General features: G+C 71.5%; 14 protein-coding genes. 10 read left to right on the forward strand and 4 right to left on the reverse strand.

What is annotated here, in order from left to right; all coding sequences use genetic code 11:
• Nucleotides 1-154 precede the first annotated feature (154 nt).
• The 3 genes from ACWD4J_RS27330 to ACWD4J_RS27340 all read right to left on the reverse strand — a co-directional run bounded on the left by ACWD4J_RS27330 (nt 155) and on the right by ACWD4J_RS27340 (nt 2596).
• The gene (locus ACWD4J_RS27330; protein ID WP_451398074.1) at nt 155-1144 is read right to left on the reverse strand and encodes an aldo/keto reductase; all 990 of its coding nucleotides are present in this window, start codon (nt 1142-1144) and stop codon (nt 155-157) included.
• Nucleotides 1145-1210: 66 nt separating this feature from the next.
• Nucleotides 1211-1798 (reverse strand): Uma2 family endonuclease, encoded by a 588-nt coding sequence (locus ACWD4J_RS27335; RefSeq protein ID WP_451398075.1) that lies wholly within the window; start codon nt 1796-1798, stop codon nt 1211-1213.
• A 117-nt stretch (nt 1799-1915) separates the two neighbouring features.
• A complete protein-coding gene (locus ACWD4J_RS27340; RefSeq protein ID WP_451398076.1) occupies nt 1916-2596 on the reverse strand; it encodes an SGNH/GDSL hydrolase family protein in 681 nt (226 codons plus the stop codon).
• 99 nt (nt 2597-2695) lie between these two features.
• Between ACWD4J_RS27340 and ACWD4J_RS27345 the strand changes: the two genes are divergently transcribed.
• Entirely contained in the window at nt 2696-3691 is a 996-nt protein-coding gene (locus ACWD4J_RS27345; RefSeq protein WP_451398077.1) for a WD40 repeat domain-containing protein, read from the forward strand.
• 204 nt (nt 3692-3895) lie between these two features.
• Nucleotides 3896-5425, forward strand: a complete 1530-nt coding sequence (locus ACWD4J_RS27350) for a cellulase family glycosylhydrolase (RefSeq protein ID WP_451398159.1) — start codon at nt 3896-3898, stop codon at nt 5423-5425.
• Nucleotides 5426-5563: 138 nt separating this feature from the next.
• Here the strand turns inward: ACWD4J_RS27350 and serC are convergent, their stop codons facing one another.
• The gene (gene serC, locus ACWD4J_RS27355) at nt 5564-6682 is read right to left on the reverse strand and encodes a phosphoserine transaminase (RefSeq protein ID WP_451398078.1); all 1119 of its coding nucleotides are present in this window, start codon (nt 6680-6682) and stop codon (nt 5564-5566) included.
• A gap of 174 nt (nt 6683-6856) precedes the next feature.
• Between serC and ACWD4J_RS27360 the strand changes: the two genes are divergently transcribed.
• The 8 genes from ACWD4J_RS27360 (at nt 6857) to ACWD4J_RS27395 (ending at nt 18561) form a co-directional block, all read left to right on the forward strand.
• The gene (locus ACWD4J_RS27360; protein WP_451398079.1) at nt 6857-9853 is read left to right on the forward strand and encodes an FAD-binding and (Fe-S)-binding domain-containing protein; all 2997 of its coding nucleotides are present in this window, start codon (nt 6857-6859) and stop codon (nt 9851-9853) included.
• Nucleotides 9850-10032 carry a hypothetical protein gene (locus ACWD4J_RS27365; protein ID WP_451398080.1) on the forward strand — a complete coding sequence of 61 codons (183 nt, stop codon included), beginning with the start codon at nt 9850-9852 and terminating at the stop codon, nt 10030-10032. Before ACWD4J_RS27360 ends, ACWD4J_RS27365 begins: the two co-directional genes overlap by 4 nt.
• Nucleotides 10033-10189: 157 nt before the next feature.
• Nucleotides 10190-11164 carry an EamA family transporter gene (locus ACWD4J_RS27370; RefSeq protein ID WP_451398081.1) on the forward strand — a complete coding sequence of 325 codons (975 nt, stop codon included), beginning with the start codon at nt 10190-10192 and terminating at the stop codon, nt 11162-11164.
• 259 nt (nt 11165-11423) lie between these two features.
• A complete protein-coding gene (locus ACWD4J_RS27375; protein ID WP_451398082.1) occupies nt 11424-12224 on the forward strand; it encodes a TIGR03084 family metal-binding protein in 801 nt (266 codons plus the stop codon).
• Nucleotides 12221-13918, forward strand: a complete 1698-nt coding sequence (locus ACWD4J_RS27380; protein WP_451398083.1) for an acyclic terpene utilization AtuA family protein — start codon at nt 12221-12223, stop codon at nt 13916-13918. Before ACWD4J_RS27375 ends, ACWD4J_RS27380 begins: the two co-directional genes overlap by 4 nt.
• Nucleotides 13915-15513, forward strand: a complete 1599-nt coding sequence (locus ACWD4J_RS27385) for an acyl-CoA carboxylase subunit beta (RefSeq protein ID WP_451398084.1) — start codon at nt 13915-13917, stop codon at nt 15511-15513. The genes ACWD4J_RS27380 and ACWD4J_RS27385 overlap by 4 nt, the downstream gene beginning before the upstream one ends.
• 7 nt (nt 15514-15520) lie before the next feature.
• Nucleotides 15521-17389: an ATP-binding protein gene (locus ACWD4J_RS27390; RefSeq protein ID WP_451398085.1), complete on the forward strand. Its 1869-nt coding sequence runs from the start codon at nt 15521-15523 to the stop codon at nt 17387-17389.
• Nucleotides 17386-18561 (forward strand): acyl-CoA dehydrogenase family protein, encoded by a 1176-nt coding sequence (locus ACWD4J_RS27395; protein ID WP_451398086.1) that lies wholly within the window; start codon nt 17386-17388, stop codon nt 18559-18561. The genes ACWD4J_RS27390 and ACWD4J_RS27395 overlap by 4 nt, the downstream gene beginning before the upstream one ends.
• Nucleotides 18562-18585 lie beyond the last annotated feature (24 nt).

Consider the following 18585-nt stretch of genomic DNA (forward strand, 5'->3'; position numbering starts at 1 on the left):
GTGCTGTCCCGGGGGCAACCCCCGGACCCCCGGCCGGACCGGTCCCGGTGGCACGGCTACCAGGCGAACGCCTCCGGCGAAGGCCCAGGCCCCGGGCTGTGCTGTCCCGGGGGCAACCCCCGGACCCCCGGCCGGACCGGTCCCGGTGGCACGGCTACCAGGCGAACGCCTCCGGCGAAGGCCCAGGCCCCGGGAAGATCTCGTCGAGGGACGCGAGTACTTCTTCCGACAGTTCCAGTTCGACGGCGCGCAGCGCCGAGGCGAGCTGGTCTGCGGTGCGCGGGCCGACGATCGGGCCGGTCACGCCGGGGCGCGTCAGCAGCCAGGCCAGAGCCGCCTCACCGGGCTCGATCCCGTGCTTGTCGAGCAGATCCTCGTACGCCTGGATCTGCGCGCGTACGGAGCTGTTGGCGAGGGCGTCCGCGGACCGGCCGGAGGCGCGGCGGCCGCCCTCGACCTCCTTCTTGATCACGCCGCCGAGCAGGCCGCCGTGCAGCGGGGACCAGGGGATGACCCCGAGGCCGTAGTCCTGCGCGGCCGGGATGACCTCCATCTCGGCGCGGCGCTCGGCGAGGTTGTACAGGCACTGCTCGCTGACCAGCCCGAAGCTGCCGCGCCGGGCGGCGGTCTCGTTGGCCTGGGCGATCTTGTAACCGGGGAAGTTCGACGACCCGGCGTAGAGGATCTTGCCCTGCTGGACCAGGACGTCGATGGCCTGCCAGATCTCCTCGAAGGGCGTCTGACGGTCGATGTGGTGGAACTGGTAGACGTCGATGTAGTCCGTCTGCAGCCGCTTCAGGCTGGCGTCGACGGCCCGCCGGATGTTGACGGCGGACAGCTTGTCGTGGTTCGGCCAGGCGTCGCCGTCGGGCGCCATGTTCCCGTACACCTTGGTGGCGAGGACGACCTTGTCGCGCCGCTCACCGCCCTTGGCGAACCAGTCGCCGATGATCGACTCGGTGCGGCCCTTGTTCTCGCCCCAGCCGTACACGTTGGCGGTGTCGAAGAAGTTGATTTCGGCGTCCAGCGCCGCGTCCATGATGGCGTGGCTGTCGGCCTCGTCGGTCTGCGGACCGAAGTTCATCGTGCCGAGCACGATCCGGCTGACCTTGAGACCCGTACGTCCGAGCTGCGTGTACTTCATGAGGCTTTAGCCAACGCCGTGGAGTGCGCTCTAGGCAAGGGCACTTTCTGCGGGGCGGGGCGCGGGTCAGTCGCGGGGGAACTCGTCGGTCTTGAGGGTGAGGCCGACGACGGTGTTCGTCAGGTCGATCTCACCGCCGAAGGTGACGGTCAGCTCGCTGACGTAGTCGCCGTCCTTGGGTTGGCTGTAGAGGTGGCATTTGCCCTGGTAGGGGTCGGCGACCAGATAGACGGGGACCTCGGCGACCGCGTACGCGGTCTTCTTCGGGCCGTAGTCGTTGGCCGCCGTCCCTTTGGAGATCACTTCGGCGGCGAACTCGACGTCCTGGTACCGCCAGTGACCCTCCTCGTTCCTGGCAGCTCCCTCGGCCATCACGGTCACGTCGGTGGCGAAGCCGTTGAGATGGCCCGGGTAGTCGATGCGCACGTCGGACTTCACGCGCTTCCGCGGGTACTTGGTGCGCAGCTGTTCGTAGATGTCCGCGATGATCTCCCAATGGGTGTCCCGCTGCGGCGACATGAATACGGTCCCCTCGACGATCTCGACCTTGTATCCCTCGGGGACGGGCATCTTCTCGAGCCGCGCGAACATGTCGTCCAGGGCGATCTCGTCGTCGCTGTCGGCCATCTTGATCCTGTCGTCAAGGACGGTCATCGTGGCGCTCCTCCCCGGCTGCCGCTTTGGTGCGTACAGCCGCGCACTACAACGATACGCACGGTGACCGGGGTGTGGGGGCTTCCGGGGCGTGCCGTCGTCCTCTGGGACGCGCGCCTACGCCCCCGCTCCGTACGGCGCCCCCAACCCCCACGCCTGATACATCGCCTCCGCGAACGCCCCCGCCAGCTTGTGCTCCCCGCTCGCGTTCGGGTGCGTCCCGTCGTACGTGTCGCGGTGGATGTCGTACGACTCGGGGACCGAGGCCAGGAGGAGGGGCGAGGACGGCTCGTCCAGGTCGGCTGCCGCCTTCGCCAGGAGTTCGTTGAAGCGGCCGACCTCGGTCGCGAACTCCGCGTCCGCCTCCGCGCGTACGTTCGGGATCACCGGGAGCAGGACCATGCGTATGCGCGGGTTCGCCTGCCGCGCCTCGGTCACGAAGGCGCGTGCGTTCTCCGCCGTCTGCTCCGCGTTCGTGTAGAAGCCGAGGTCTATCAGGCCGAGGGAGATCAGCAGCACGTCCGCCCGCTCGCGGGCCACCGTCTCGCGGATCAGCGGGGCCATGTGCAGCCAGCCCTCGCCCCAGCCGGCCAGATGGGCGCGCGGGAAGTCCGGTTCGGCGTACTCGTAGGACGAGGGGGAGTCCGTCGCCTTGTCGTGCAGCGTCTCGCGCGGGCCGACGATCTTGAACGGACCGCCGTACGTCCCGCGCAGGTGCTGCCACATCCGGTAGCGCCAGGTGTGCTCGCCCGCGCTTCCGATCGTCATCGAGTCCCCGACGGGCATGAACCTGAGCATCCGCTCATCATTGTCGATCAAACCCCGGCCAGGGACGGTCGGGGATGTGAGGATGGACACGCCCGGTGAACACAGGGGTGGGGTGGCAGTCTTGAGGGCATGCGATCCCTGCCGCCCCTCGTGGGAGCCGTCCTCCTCGTCGCGCTGTCGACGCCCGCCGCCCTCGCCGACGGCGGCACCGAGGGGTTCACGATCAAGGATCCGCGGATCACCGAGTCCAGCGGACTCGCCGCCTCGCACGCCCACCCCGGTATCTACTGGACGCACAACGACAGCGACGACGGACCGTATCTCTATGCGGTCGACTCGAAGACCGGGAAGACCGTCGCGACCATCACCATGACGGGCGTCGGCCGGCCGCGTGACGTCGAGGCCATCTCGATCGGGCCCGACGACGACCTCTACGTCGGCGACATCGGCGACAACCTCGGCGGTACCTGGCCCTACGTCTGGATCTACAAGCTCCCCGAGCCGAAGCAGCTGCACGACCAGACGATCCGCGCCACGCAGTTCGTCGTGAAGTACGAGGACGGCCCGCGGGACGCCGAGGCGCTGATGGTGCATCCGAAGACGGGGCGGGTGTACATCGCCGACAAGAAGGAGGACGGCGGATCGCTCTACGAAGGCCCGGCCCGTCTCTCCTCCTCCGGCACCAACGTCTTCAAGCGCGTGGCCGGCACCGATCTCTGGGTGACCGACGGCGCCTTCTCGCCCGACGGCAAGCACCTCGCCCTGCGCGGCTACTTCGGTGGGGCGCTCTACGCGTGGCGCGACGGGAAGCCGGTGCGGGAGGGGCGGCTGAGCGTGCCCCTGCAGCGGCAGGGCGAGTCCGTGACCTACACGGCGGACGGCTCGGCCCTGATGTACGGCAGCGAGGGCGAGCAGAGCCCGGTCGAGCCCGTCGAGGTGCAGCAGGGTGACGGCGGAGCCGACGGCGAGGCCTCCAAGTCGCCGTCGGCGAGCGAGGCTCCGGGCGGCAGTGCGGCCACGGGCACCGGGGGCGGTTTCGACGCCGATTTCAAGACGGGCGCCGTCGCTCTGGCCGTGACCCTGGCCGTCGTCCTCGGTCTGAAGCGGTTGCTGCGGCGCCGCTGACGGGCCGTTGCCTGCCGCGTTCCGGCCACGCGCGCGTAGGGCGTGGCGCGGCCGCGCCCGCGTCGGCCGGTCCAAGCCCGCGTCGGCCGATCCTGTGTCCCAGGTGTTGACGTGCTCATGATCTATCGCTTCCATGGGGGTGCGCGGTCGTGGGAGCGCTCCCACATGTTCCGGGGCCGCGCCTACCCGAGAGGAACCCGCACGATGTTCCGCGGCCTACGAAGAGCGCTGTGTGTGGCCGCAGCGCTCCTGATACCCCTGGCGGGCGCCCAGACAGCGCACGCCGAATCCGCCGCCGAGGCCCCCGGAGCCGGCTACTGGCACACCAGTGGCCGGCAGATCCTGGACTCGGCGGACCAGCCCGTCCGTATCGCCGGAATCAACTGGTTCGGCTTCGAGACCGGCAACTACGTGGTCCACGGCCTCTGGTCCCGTGACTACAAGAGCATGATCGACCAGATGAAGTCGCTGGGCTACAACACCATCCGGCTGCCGTACAGCGACGACATCTTCAAGAGCAGCACGGTGCCCAACAGCATCGACTTCTCCAGCGGCAAGAACGCCGACCTGCAGGGGCTCAACTCGCTTCAGGTCCTGGACAAGATCGTCTCGTACGCCGGTCAGGACGGCCTGAAGGTCATCCTCGACCGGCACCGGCCGGACTCGGGCGGGCAGTCGGCGCTCTGGTACACGAGTGCGGTCCCGGAGTCGACGTGGATCGACAACCTCAAGGCGCTGGCCACCCGTTACAAGGGCGAAACCGCCGTGGTGGGCATCGACGTGCACAACGAGCCGCACGATCCTGCCTGCTGGGGCTGTGGGGACGAGACGAAGGACTGGCGGCTGGCCGCCCAGCGGGCCGGGAACGCGATCCTGTCCGTCAACCCCGAGCTGCTGATCTTCGTCGAGGGCGTGCAGACGTACGACGGCGTGTCGGGCTGGTGGGGCGGCAACCTGATGGGTGTCGCGCAGTACCCGGTGCAGCTCGACGTCGCGAACCGGGTCGTCTACTCCGCCCACGACTACGCGACCAGCGTGGCCCAGCAGAGCTGGTTCAGCGACCCGAGCTTCCCGGACAACATGCCCGGGATCTGGGACAAGTACTGGGGCTACATCTTCAAGCAGAACATCGCCCCGGTGTGGGTGGGCGAGTTCGGGACCACGCTCCAGTCCACGGTCGACCAGAAGTGGCTGGCCGCGCTGGTCGCGTATCTGCGGCCCACGGACACCTACGGTGCCGACAGCATCTCCTGGACCTTCTGGTCCTGGAACCCCAACTCCGGTGACACGGGCGGAATCCTGAAGGACGACTGGTCGACCGTGGACACCGTCAAGGACGGGTATCTGGCGAGCATCAAGGCGGCCGGCTTCCCCAGTACCGGGGACGGGGGAGGTGACGACGGCGGCGGCGATGACGGTGGCGGAGACACCACGGCGGCCTGCAGTGCGGCCTACAAGGTCAGCAGTGACTGGGGCAGCGGCTTCAACGCCGACGTGACCGTGACCAACACGGGGGCGACCGCGCTCACGTCCTGGAAGGTGACGTGGACGTGGAGCGGCTCGCAGCAGGTCACGAACATGTGGAACGCGACCTACACGCAGAGCGGGGCGACGGTCGTCGCCTCGAACAGCGCTTACGCCGGGAGCGTGGCGGCGGGCGGTTCGGCGAGCTTCGGGTTCTCGGGTGCGCCCGGAGGCGGGGACGTGCCGGAGCTGACCTGCACGGCGGCATGAGCTGAGCCGCACGGCGACATGAGCGAAGGGCGCCCGGCGTGGTGACACGCCGGGCGCCCTTGCTGACGTACGGGTTGCGTGGTTTCCGCGGGTTCCGTGGGGTCCGTTACCGACGTACGGACTCCGTGGGAGAAGCGGTTACAGGTTCTCGATCACGTAGTCGACGCACTTCGTCAGCGCCTCGATGTCCGACGGCTCGATCGCCGGGAACATCGCGACGCGCAGCTGGTTGCGGCCCAGCTTGCGGTACGGCTCGGTGTCCACGATGCCGTTGGCACGCAGCACCTTGGCGACCGCGGCGGCGTCGACCTCGTCCGAGAAGTCGATCGTGCCGATGACCTGCGAGCGCTTGGCCGGGTCGGTGACGAACGGGTTGGCGTACTTGACGTCCTCGGCCCAGCCGTACAGCGTCCGCGAGGAGGTGGCGGTGCGGCGCACCGACCAGTCCAGGCCGCCCTGGCCGTTGATCCACTCCAGCTGCTGGTTCAGCAGGAAGAGCGTGGCGAGGGCCGGGGTGTTGTACGTCTGGTTCTTGCGGGAGTTGTCGATCGCCGTGGGGAGGCTGAAGAACTCCGGGACGTGGCGGCCGGACGCGTGGACGCGCTCGGCGCGCTCGATCGCGGCCGGGGAGAAGATGCCGATCCACAGGCCGCCGTCGGAGGCGAAGGACTTCTGCGGCGCGAAGTAGTAGACGTCGGTCTCGGCGATGTCGACCGGGAGGCCGCCCGCGCCGGAGGTGGCGTCGACCAGGACCAGCGCGCCCTCGTCGGCGCCCGCGACCCGCTTGATCGGGGCGGCGACACCGGTCGAGGTCTCGTTGTGCGTGAAGGCGTAGACGTCGACGCCCGCCTCGGCCTCGGGCTCGGGGTGGGTGCCCGGGTCGGAGGAGATGACGGTGGGCTCGGCGAGCCACGGGGCGAGCTTGGCGGCCTTGGCGAACTTGGAGCTGAACTCGCCGAAGCTGAGGTGCTGCGACTTGTTCTCGATCAGGCCGTGGGTCGCGATGTCCCAGAAGGCGGTGGAGCCGCCGTTGCCGAGGACGACCTCGTAGCCGTCCGGGATCTGGAACAGCTCGCTGATGCCCTCGCGCACCTTGCCGACCAGGTTCTTGACCGGGGCCTGGCGGTGGGAGGTGCCGAGCAGGGACGTACCGGTGGCGGCCAGGGCGTCCAGCGCCTCCACCCGCACCTTGGAGGGACCCGCGCCGAATCGACCGTCCGCGGGCTTGATGTCAGCAGGAATCTGGATCTCAGCCACGGTGCGGAGCCTAGTCGCTCGGCGAAACCGGACGGAAACGTGTCCGTCGGATGAGACGGCCGCGCCACCCTGGACCGGTGAAGATCTGCAGACGATCTATGCAGATCTGCCTGCGGAGATCTGCAAGTCACGGGCCTGGTCGTCACTGTCAGTGGTCGGATGCATGCTGGAGTCATGGCTGATCTGGAGGCGGAGCTGCGGCGGGCCGTCCGGGGGGACGTCGGGTTCGACGTCACCTCCCGGGCGCTGGTGACCATGGACGCGTCGAACTACCGGCGTGTCCCGATAGGAGTGGTCGCCCCTCGCGATGTTGACGACGTGGCGGCCGTGCTGGAGGTGTGCCGGGCGCGCGGGGTGCCGGTGGTGGCACGGGGCGGCGGGACGTCCATCGCGGGACAGGCCACGGGCACCGGGGTGGTGCTGGACTTCACTCGGCACATGAACCGCCTGGTGTCCCTGGACCCGGATGCGCGCACGGCCGTCGTCCAGCCGGGGCTGGTGCTCGACCGGCTCCAGGAGGCGGCCGCCCCGCACGGCCTGCGCTTCGGCCCGGACCCCTCGACGCACAGCCGGTGCACGCTCGGCGGGATGATCGGCAACAACTCCTGCGGCTCGCACTCGGTGGCGTGGGGGACGACGGCGGACAGTGTGCGGGAGCTGTCGGTGGTCACCGCGCGGGGGCGGCGGCTGCGGCTCGGGCAGGGGTGGGCGGGGGCGCCGGAGGGGCTGCGCGCCCTGGCGGAGGGCGAGCTGGCGCGGCTGCGGACCGGCTTCCCGGAGCTGCCCCGCCGTATCTCCGGGTATGCGCTGGACGCGCTGCTGCCCGAGAAGGGCGCCGACGTGGCCCGCTCCTTCTGCGGCTCGGAGGGCACGCTCGGCGTGCTGACGGAGGCGGTGGTGGGGCTCGTGCCGCTGCCCCGCGCGCGTGCGCTGGCCGTGCTGGGGTACGCCGACGAGAGCGCGGCCGCCGAGGCCGCGGCAGGACTGCTGCCCCACAAGCCGCTCACGGTGGAGGGCATGGCGGCGGACCTGGTGCCGCCCGCGGCCCAGCTGCCCCGGGGCGGGGCCTGGCTGTTCGTGGAGACGGGCGGCGACACGGAGGGGGAGGCACGCGCGCGTGCGGAGGCGATCGTGCGCGCCGCCGATGTCCTCGACTCCCTGGTGGTGACGGACCCCGCGGGGCAGCGCTCCCTGTGGCGGATCCGGGAGGACGCGAGCGGCACGGCGACGCGGATGCAGGACGGCACGGAGGCCTGGCCGGGCTGGGAGGACTGCGCGGTGCCGCCCGCCCGGCTCGGGGCCTACCTGCGGGACTTCCGGGGGCTGCTGTCCGACCACGGCCTGCGCGGCACGCCGTACGGGCACTTCGGGGACGGCTGCATCCACGTCCGCATCGACTTCGACCTGCTGACGGAGGCGGGCATCGGCCGCTTCCGCCGTTTCTCGGAGGAGCTGGCCGAACTGGTGGTGGCGCACGGCGGTTCGCTGTCCGGGGAGCACGGGGACGGTCAGGCGCGCGCGGAGCTGCTGCCGACGATGTACGGCGCGGAGATGGTGACGCTCTTCGAGCGGGCCAAGGGCGTCTGGGACCCGGACGACCTGCTGAACCCCGGGATGCTGGTGCGCCCCGCGCCCCTGGACGCCAACCTCCGCTTCTCCGTCCTGCCGCGCGAACCCGTCGACGTGGCCTTCGGCTACCCGGCGGACGGCGGCGACTTCGCGGCGGCGGTGCGGCGCTGCGTGGGTGTGGCGAAGTGCCGTACGACTGTGGTGTCCGGCGCGTCCGTCATGTGCCCGTCGTTCCGGGCGACGGGCGAGGAGGAGCACTCCACGCGCGGGCGTGCCCGGCTGCTGCACGAGATGCTGGCGGGTGAACTGGTCACCGACGGCTGGCGGTCGGCCGAGGTGCGGGATGCGCTCGACCTGTGCCTGTCCTGCAAGGGCTGCCGTTCGGACTGTCCGGTCGAGGTCGACATGGCCACGTACAAGGCGGAGTTCCTCCACCACCACTATGCGGGGCGGCGCCGGCCGGCCGCGCACTACTCCATGGGGTGGCTGCCGGTGTGGCTGCGCTGGACGGCCCGGACGCGCACGGCGGCTGCCGTCAACGCCCTCGCCTCGGTACGGCCGCTCGCCGCGGTGGCCAAGCGGCTGGGCGGGATCGCGCCGGAGCGGGAGATTCCGCGGCTGGCGCGGGAGCCGTTCAGCCGGTGGTGGCGACGGCGGTTCACCCAGCAGGCGCGGCGGGCGGTCGCGGCGGAACGGGCGGCGGCCGGCCGTGCGGTCAGGCGCGAAGGGCCCGAGGAACCGTCGCGGCTCGTCGTCCTGTGGCCGGACACCTTCACCGAGTACCTCTCGCCGTCCGTGGGGCAGGCGGCGGTGCGGGTGCTGGAGGCGGCGGGCCTCACGGTGATCCTGCCGCCGACGCTGCGGATGAAGAAGCGGCCGGTGGGCGACGGCAAGTCGATCGCCCTGAACCCCTTCGCGATCCGGCGCGGCCGCGTCTGCTGCGGCCTCACCTACGTGTCGACCGGCCAACTCGACCGCGCCCGCGCGGTGCTGCGCCGCACCCTGGACCTGATGGCACCGGTCCTGAACAGCGACGTCCCGGTCGTCGTCCTGGAACCGAGCTGCGCGTCGGCCCTGCGCACGGACCTGCCCGAGCTCCTGCACGACGACCCCCGCGCCGCCCGGCTCGCCGCCCGGGTCCTGACCTTCGCGGAAGCCCTGGAGCGCCACGCCCCGGACTGGACCCCGCCCGCGCTGGACCGCCCCGTGGCCGGCCAGACCCACTGCCACCAGCACGCGGTCCTCGGCGACGCCCCCGACCGCCGGCTGCGCCGGGCCGCGGGCCTGACCGGAGACCTGTCCGGCGGCTGCTGCGGACTGGCGGGCAACTTCGGCTTCGAGAAGGGGCATTACGAGGTCTCGGCGGTGTGCGCGGAGGAACAGCTCCTGCCCTCGGTGCGGGAGGCACCGCCCGGCACGGCGGTCCTCGCGGACGGCTTCTCCTGCCGCACCCAGCTGGAGCAACTGGCGGGGGTACGGGGCCGGCACCTGGCGGAGGTGCTGGCGGAGGGGCTGACGGACGGGCCGGCGGAGGCGATGACGGAGCCGATGACGGAGGCGCCGGCGGACGGGCCGGGCGGGCGACGAGGCCGCCGCCGTTGACGGCGGGCTCTCAGTCGGGCGGCCACGGAGCCCATGCCGCCGCTCCGGACGCGGTCCAAGGGGGTTGGCGGGAGCCGTACGAGGCCGTGTTCCCGGGGCACGCCTACGGAACCGTCCCCACCACGCTTCCCGACGGGCGCCCCCTGTTCCGCGACGAGGAGCCCTGGCCGGGCATCTGACTCACGAGGCCCCAATCCACTCTCTCGGACAGCGGTCTTTCCCAGCACTCTGGGACAGTCGTATAACGGGTTCACACACCTGGCGAAGTCCATTACTCTGGACCGAGCAGTACATCGCGATGAACGAACCCCGAGCCGAGAGCCCCCTGGAAGCCCCGTGACCACGCACAGCACCGCTGCCCAGTCCTCACCGGCCCCGGCCGCCTCCGCGACGGGGCACGCGCCGACGCCGGGTGGGGCGCCGCGCCGGTTCGGCTCGCTCGGCCCTGTCGGCCTGGTCCTCGCGGGCGGCATCTCCGTGCAGTTCGGCGGCGCGCTCGCGGTGAACCTGATGCCTCGGGCCGGTGCCCTCGGCGTCGTGACGCTGCGGCTGGTCGTCGCCGCGGTCGTGCTGCTCGCCGTCTGTCGTCCGCGGCTGCGCGGCCACTCGCGCGCCGACTGGGGCACGGTCATCGCCTTCGGTATCGCCATGGCCGCCATGAACGGGCTCTTCTACCAGGCCGTCGCCCGAATCCCGCTGGGACTGGCCGTCACCCTCGAGGTCCTGGGCCCGCTCGCGCTCTCCGTCCTCGCGTCCCGCCGGGCGGTGAACGTGATCTGGGCGGGCCTCGCCCTAGGCGGTGTCTTCCTGCTCGGCGGCGGAGGCTTCGACAGCCTTGATCTCGTGGGCGTGGCCTTCGCGCTCGGCGCCGGCGCCATGTGGGCGGTGTACATCGTCTTCAGCGCGCGTACGGGACGCCGCTTCCCGCAGGCCGACGGGCTTGCGCTGGCCATGGCCGTCGGGGCCCTGCTGTTCCTGCCGCTGGGCATCGCGGAGTCGGGCACGAAGCTCGTCGACCCGGTCACACTGGGCCTCGGGGCGGGCGTCGCCATGCTCTCGTCCGTCCTGCCGTACACCCTCGAACTGATCGCACTGCGGCGTCTGCCCGCCTCCACCTTCGCGATCCTGATGAGCCTGGAACCGGCCCTCGCGGCACTCGCCGGTTTCCTGGTCCTGCACCAGGCGCTGTCCGCCACTCAGGCGCTGGCGATCGCGCTGGTCATCGGGGCGAGCATGGGGGCTGTGCGGACGCAGGTGGGGCGCGGGAAGGCGAAGGGGCTGGACGACGCGGCCCAGGACCCCGCCCTCTGACGCGAGGCGTTCTCTTACGCCTGGCCGTCCGCGTCGGACTCCTCCGGCTGCTCCGCCCCGGGCGGCTGCTCGACGACGAACGAGCCCTTACCGCGCACGGTGATGACGAGCCCGCGTTCCCGGAGCTAGTGCGCGGCTCGTCGTGCGCGGCCCATCCGCGAAACCGACGGCCGAAAATCAATGCAAGCACGCTTGCTTGTTTCTTGGTGCGCTGCCATGCTCCGGGGCACACATCGACGTGCCCCGAGGGGAGCGCACCGTGTCCGAACCCGCCGCCGTGCTGGACGACTTGCGTGCCGAAGGCGATGAACTCGACCGACTCGTCGGAGGGCTGAGCGGCCAGAAGTGGGCCTGGATGACCCCTGCGCCACGTTGGACCATCGCCCACCAGATCGCCCATCTGGAGTGGACCGACCGCATGGCGGTGCTCGCCGTCACCGACCCGGACGGCTTCGCCGGCGAGGTCGCGAAGGCGTTGGCCGCTCCGGACACCTTCGTCGACCAGGCGGCCGAAGCGGGCGCCGGGCTGCCCCACACGGAGCTGCTCGCCCGCTGGCGCGCCGGGCGCGAAGAGCTGCAGCTGGCGCTGCGCGCCGCCCCGCCCGGGGAGCGTTTCCCCTGGTACGGGCCGCCGATGAGTGCGGCCTCCATGGCGACCGGCCGACTGATGGAGACCTGGGCGCACGGCCAGGACATCGTGGACGGCCTCGGCAGGACCCGTCGGCCCACCGCGCGGCTGCGTCACGTGGCGCGGATCGGGGTACGCGCGCGTGACTTCGCCTTCGCGGTGCGGGGACTGGCCGCCCCGGGCGAGGAGTTCCGCGTCGAGCTCACCGCGCCCGACGAGTCCGGTGAGTTGTGGACGTACGGGCCCGAGGACGCCGTCCAGCGGGTCACCGGGCCCGCGCTCGACTTCTGTCTGCTGGTGACCCAGCGCGCTCATCGCGCCGATCTCGCGGTGCGGGCCGAGGGGCCCGACGCCGACCGGTGGCTGGACATCGCGCAGGCCTTCGCGGGGCCGCCTGGCGGCGGTCGTGCGCCGAAGGGCGCCGCCCGATGACCGGCCCGCTGCGGATAGGCAACGCCTCCGGCTTCTACGGCGACCGGTTCGACGCGATGCGCGAGATGCTGACGGGCGGCCCGCTCTCCGTCCTGACCGGCGACTATCTCGCCGAGCTCACCATGTTGATCCTCGGGCGGGACCGCCTCAAGAACCCCACAGGCGGGTACGCGCGCACGTTTCTGCGGCAGTTGGAGGAGTGCCTCGGGCTCGCGCAAGAGCGCGGTGTGCGGATCGTGGCCAACGCGGGCGGGCTGAATCCGGCCGGGCTCGCCGATGCCGTACGCGCGTTGGCCGACCGGCTCGGCGTCCCCGTCCGCGTCGCACACGTCGAGGGCGACGACCTCGGCAAACGCTTCCCGGGAACCCTCGCCGCGCACGCCTACCTCGGCGGCGCCGGTATCGCCGCGTGTCTGCGCGAGGGTGCGGATGTCGTCGTCACCGGCCGGGTCACGGACGCGGCGCTGGTCAGCGGGCCCGCAGCGGCCCACTTCGGCTGGGGTCCTGACGCCTACGACCGGCTGGCGGGCGCCGTCGTCGCGGGGCACGTTCTCGAGTGCGGCACCCAGGCCACCGGCGGCAACTACGCCTTCTTCGCCGAACACGACATACGCCGCCTGCGCCACCCCGGTTTCCCGGTCGCCGAGATCCACGAGGACGGGTCGTCCGTCATCACCAAGCACGACGGCACCGGCGGCATCGTGGACACCGGCACGGTCACGGCCCAGCTGCTGTACGAGACGTCCGGCGCCCGGTACGCGGGACCCGACGTCACCGTCCGCCTCGACTCCGTACACCTCACGCAGGACGGACCCGATCGCGTACGCATCAGCGGTGTCCGCGGCGAGGCTCCGCCCCCGACCCTCAAAGTCGGGCTCAACCGGCTCGGCGGCTTCCGCAACGAAGTCGTCTTCGTGCTCACCGGACTCGATGTCGAGGCGAAGGCGGCCCTCGTGCGGGATCAGATGGAGGCCGCGTTCGACGCCGCCAAGTCCCGCCCGCGGGAGGTCCGGTGGGAGCTGGCCCGCACCGACCGGCCCGACGCGGACACCGAGGAGACCGCGAGCGCGCTGCTCCGGCTCGTCGTCCGGGACGCCGACCAGGACGCGGTGGGACGCGCGGTCAGCGGCGCCGCCGTCGAACTGGGGCTCTCCGGCTATCCGGGGTTCCATCTGACGGCCCCGCCGGGCAAGGGAGCGCCGTACGGGGTGTTCGAGGCTGCCTACGTCGAGCAGGGCGCCGTGGAGCACCTGGCCGTCCTCCACGACGGACGGCGGATTCCGGTGACTCCGCCCGCCCTCTTCCACGTACTGGAGACCGTGGGCGAGCCCCCGCTGCCCGCGCCGTTGCCCGTCTGCCCCACCACCCGCCGCGCGCCCCTCGGGCTCGTCGCCGGGGCCCGCAGCGGCGACAAGGGAGGCGACGCGAACGTCGGCGTGTGGGCGCGTACCGACGACGCCTGGCGCTGGCTCGCGCACACCCTCACCGTCGAGCGCCTGCGTGAGCTGCTGCCGGAGTGCGCCGGCCTGCCCGTCGCGCGCCATGTGCTGCCGGACCTGCGGGCCCTGAACTTCGTCGTCGAGGGACTGCTCGGCGAGGGCGTCGCCGCCCAGGCCCGCTTCGATCCGCAGGCCAAGGCGCTCGGCGAGTGGCTGCGCTCGCGCCATCTGGAGATACCGGAGGTATTGCTGTGACGGTCCTGGCGTCCGCGCTCGACACCACCGCCCCCGACCACGCCGCCAACCGCGAGGCCATGCTCGCCAGACTCGCCGAGCTCGACACCGAGCACACCAAAGCACTCGCGGGCGGCGGCGAGAAGTACGTCGCCCGGCACCGGAAGCGCGGCAAACTGCTCGCCCGCGAGCGCATCGAGCTGCTGCTCGACCCGGACACCCCGTTCCTGGAGCTGTCGCCGCTCGCGGCCTGGGGGAGCGAGTACGCGGTGGGGGCCTCGCTCGTCACGGGGATCGGGGTCGTCGAGGGCGTCGAGTGCCTGATCACGGCCAACGACCCGACCGTACGCGGGGGCGCCAGCAACCCGTGGTCCCTGAAGAAGGCCCTGCGCGCCAACGAGATCGCGTACGCCAATCGGCTGCCCTGCATCAGCCTTGTCGAGTCCGGCGGCGCCGATCTGCCGTCGCAGAAGGAGATCTTCATCCCGGGTGGGGGGATCTTCCGGGACCTGACGCGGCTGTCGGCGGCCGGTATCCCGACCGTCGCCGTCGTCTTCGGGAACTCCACGGCCGGAGGCGCGTACATCCCCGGCATGTCCGACCACGTGATCATGGTCAAGGAGCGCGCGAAGGTGTTCCTCGGCGGGCCTCCGCTCGTGAAGATGGCCACCGGCGAGGAGAGCGACGACGAGTCGCTCGGCGGTGCCGAGATGCACGCGCGCGTGTCCGGTCTCGCCGACTACTACGCGCTCGACGAGCAGGACGCCCTCCGCCGGGCGCGCCGGGTCGTGGCCCGCCTGGGCCACCGCAAGGCGCACCCCGATCCGGGCCCGGCCGCTCCGCCGAAGTACGACGAGGACGAGCTCCTCGGCATCGTCCCCGGCGATCTGAAGATCCCCTTCGATCCGCGCGAGGTCATCGCCCGGATCGTCGACGGCTCGGACTTCGACGAGTTCAAGCCGCTGTACGGGGCGAGCCTGTGCACGGGGTGGGCGACGCTGCACGGCTATCCCGTGGGCATCCTCGCGAACGCGCAGGGCGTGCTGTTCAGCGAGGAGTCGCAGAAGGCGGCCCAGTTCATCCAGCTCGCCAACCAGCGCGACATCCCGCTCCTCTTCCTGCACAACACCACCGGCTACATGGTCGGCAAGGAGTACGAGCAGGGCGGGATCATCAAGCACGGCGCGATGATGATCAACGCGGTGTCGAACTCGCGCGTGCCGCATCTGAGCGTGCTGATGGGGGCCTCGTACGGCGCCGGGCACTACGGCATGTGCGGGCGTGCCTACGACCCGCGCTTCCTCTTCGCCTGGCCCAGCGCCAAGTCCGCCGTCATGGGCCCGCAGCAGCTCGCCGGGGTGCTCTCCATCGTCGCCCGCCAGTCCGCCGCCGCGAAGGGACAGCCGTACGACGAGGATGCCGACGCCGCCCTGCGCGCCATGGTGGAGCAGCAGATCGAGTCCGAGTCCCTACCGATGTTCCTGTCCGGGCGGCTGTACGACGACGGGGTGATCGACCCGCGGGACACCCGCACTGTGCTCGGGCTCTGCCTGTCCGCGATCCACACGGCGCCCGTCGAGGGCGCGCGCGGCGGCTTCGGCGTCTTCCGGATGTGAGGTTCCAGTGATTTCAACCGTGTTGGTCGCCAACCGTGGCGAGATCGCCTGCCGTGTCTTCCGTACGTGCCGTGAGCTGGGAATCCGGACGGTCGCCGTGTACTCGGACGCCGACGAGAACGCCCTCCACGCGCGCGTGGCCGACGCCGCCGTACGGCTGCCCGGGGCGGCGCCAGCCGATACGTATCTGCGCGGCGACCTGATCGTGAAGGCGGCCCTTGCGGCGGGCGCGGACGCCGTCCACCCCGGCTACGGCTTCCTGTCCGAGAACGCCGGCTTCGCGCGGGCCGTACTCGACGCAGGTCTCGTATGGATCGGGCCGCCGCCCGAGGCGATCGAGGCGATGGCGTCCAAGACGCGCGCGAAGAAGCTCATGGGACTCGAGCCGCTCACGCAGGTCACTGAGAACGACCTTCCCGTGCTGGTCAAGGCGGCGGCAGGCGGCGGCGGGCGCGGCATGCGGGTCGTACGGGAACTCGCCGAGTTGGACGGCGCGCTGGAGGCGGCGCGGGCCGAGGCGCTGAGCGCCTTCGGGGACGGCGAGGTGTTCGTCGAGCCGTACGTCGAGGGCGGGCGGCACGTCGAGGTCCAGATCATGGCCGACGCACACGGCACGGTGTGGGCCCTCGGCACCCGCGACTGCTCTCTGCAGCGCCGCCACCAGAAGGTCATCGAGGAGGCCCCCGCGCCGGGACTGTCGCACGAACTCACCGACCAGCTGCACCTGCTGGCCGTCCGTGCCGCGCACGTGACCGGGTACCGGGGCGCCGGCACCGTCGAGTTCCTCGTCGCGGACGGCCACGCGCACTTCCTGGAGATGAACACCCGCCTCCAGGTCGAGCACCCCGTGACGGAAGCCGTGTTCGGAGTCGACCTCGTCGCACTCCAGATCCGGGTCGCCGAGGGCGGGGCGCTGGACGACGAACCGCCACGCGCGCGTGGCCACGCGATCGAGGCCCGGCTGTACGCGGAGGACCCGGCCCGCGACTGGGCCCCGCAGACCGGCGCCCTGCACCGGCTGACCGTGCCCGGCGTCCGCCTGGACACGGGCTACGGCGACGGCGACCCGATAGGCGTCCACTACGACCCGATGCTCGCCAAGGCCGTCGCCCACGCCCCCACGCGCGCGGAGGCGATCCGCAAGCTCGCGGGCGCCCTGGAACGGGCGGTCGTGCACGGCCCGGTCACCAACCGGGACCTGCTCGTCCGCTCCCTGCGGCACGAGGAGTTCACCACCGGCCGCATGGACACCGGGTTCTACGACCGCCACCTGCCGCAGCTGACCGAGCCGGCCCCCGACCCGTACGCCCCGCTGGCCGCCGCCCTCGCCGACGCCCACGGCCGGTCCCGGTTCGGCGCCTGGCGCAACCTGCCGTCGCAGCCGCAGGCCAAGCGGTACGCCATGGCGGGCGAGGAGCACGAGGTCCGCTACCGGCACACCCGTGAGGGGCTGACCGCCGACGGGGTGCGGGTCGTGCGCGCCGACGCGCGTCTGGTCGTACTGGAAGTGGACGGCGTACAGCGCAAGTTCGAGGTGGCGCGGTACGGCGACGACCAGGTTTACGTGAACTCCGCGTCCCTCACAGCCCTGCCGCGCTTCCCCGACCCGGCCGCCCGCCAGGAACCCGGATCGCTGCTCGCGCCCATGCCCGGCACCGTCGTCCGGGTCGCCGAGGGGCTCACCGAAGGCGCATCCGTCACCGCCGGACAACCCCTCCTCTGGCTCGAGGCCATGAAGATGGAGCACAAGATCTCCGCTCCCGCCTCCGGCACGCTCACCGCCCTGCACACCGCCCCCGGCCGCCAGGTCGAGGTCGGCGCCCTGCTCGCCGTCGTATCCGCCGCACCGGAGACAGAGGAGGACCAGTCCTCATGAGCGTCACCCTGGAAACCGAAGAGCACCGCGCCCTGCGCGCCGCCGTGGCCGCCCTCGGCAGGCGCTACGGCCGCGACCACATCACCCGCACCGTCGACGAAGGCACCTACCCCACCGAGCTCTGGCAGGAAGCCGCCAAACTCGGCTACATCGGCGTCAACCTGCCCGAGGAGTACGGCGGCGGAGGCGGCGGCATCGCGGAACTCTCCATCGTCCTCGAGGAGCTGGGCGCCGCCGGCTGCCCGCTGCTCATGATGATCGTCTCGCCCGCGATCTGCGGCACCGTCATCGCCCGCTTCGGCACCGACGAGCAGAAGCGCGCCTGGCTGCCCGGACTCGCCGACGGCAGCCGCACCATGGCCTTCGGCATCACCGAACCCGACGCGGGCTCCAACTCGCACCGCATCACCACCACGGCCCGCAGGGACGGCACGGACTGGGTGCTGACCGGCCGCAAGGTGTTCGTCTCCGGCGTCGACATCGCCGACGCCACACTCGTCGTCGCCCGCACCGAAACTATGTCCGATAAAGAGGGCCCCACAGGCCGCCTCAAGCCGTGCCTGTTCGTCGTACCCCGTGACGCCGAGGGATTTCGGCGGCACCTTATCGACATGGAACTCAAGGCCCCGGAGAAGCAGTTCGAGCTCGTGCTCGACGAGGTGCGGCTGCCCGCCGACGCGCTCGTCGGCGACGAGGACGCCGGGCTGCTGCAGCTCTTCGCGGGCCTCAACCCCGAGCGCATCATGACCGCCGCCTTCGCGATCGGCATGGGCCGCCACGCCCTCGCCCGCGCGGTCGGCTATGCCAAGGACCGCACGGTCTGGCAGGCGCCCATAGGCGCCCACCAGGCCATCGCCCACCCCCTCGCGCAGTCCCACATCGAGCTCGAACTCGCCCGCCTGATGATGCAGAAGGCCGCCCACCTCTACGACGCGGGCGACGACACCGGCGCCGGCGAGGCCGCCAACATGGCCAAGTACGCGGCCGGGGAAGCCTGTGTGAAGGCCGTCGACCAGGCCGTGCACACCCTCGGCGGCAACGGTCTCACCCGCGAGTACGGCCTCGCCTCGCTCGTCACCGCGTCCCGCGTGGCCCGGATCGCCCCCGTCAGTCGCGAGATGATCCTCAACTACGTGTCCCACCAGACCCTCGGGCTGCCCAAGTCGTACTAGACGCGCCCGCCCCGCTGCGGCGCG

It is taken from the genome of Streptomyces sp. NPDC002577 (genome assembly GCF_053594815.1).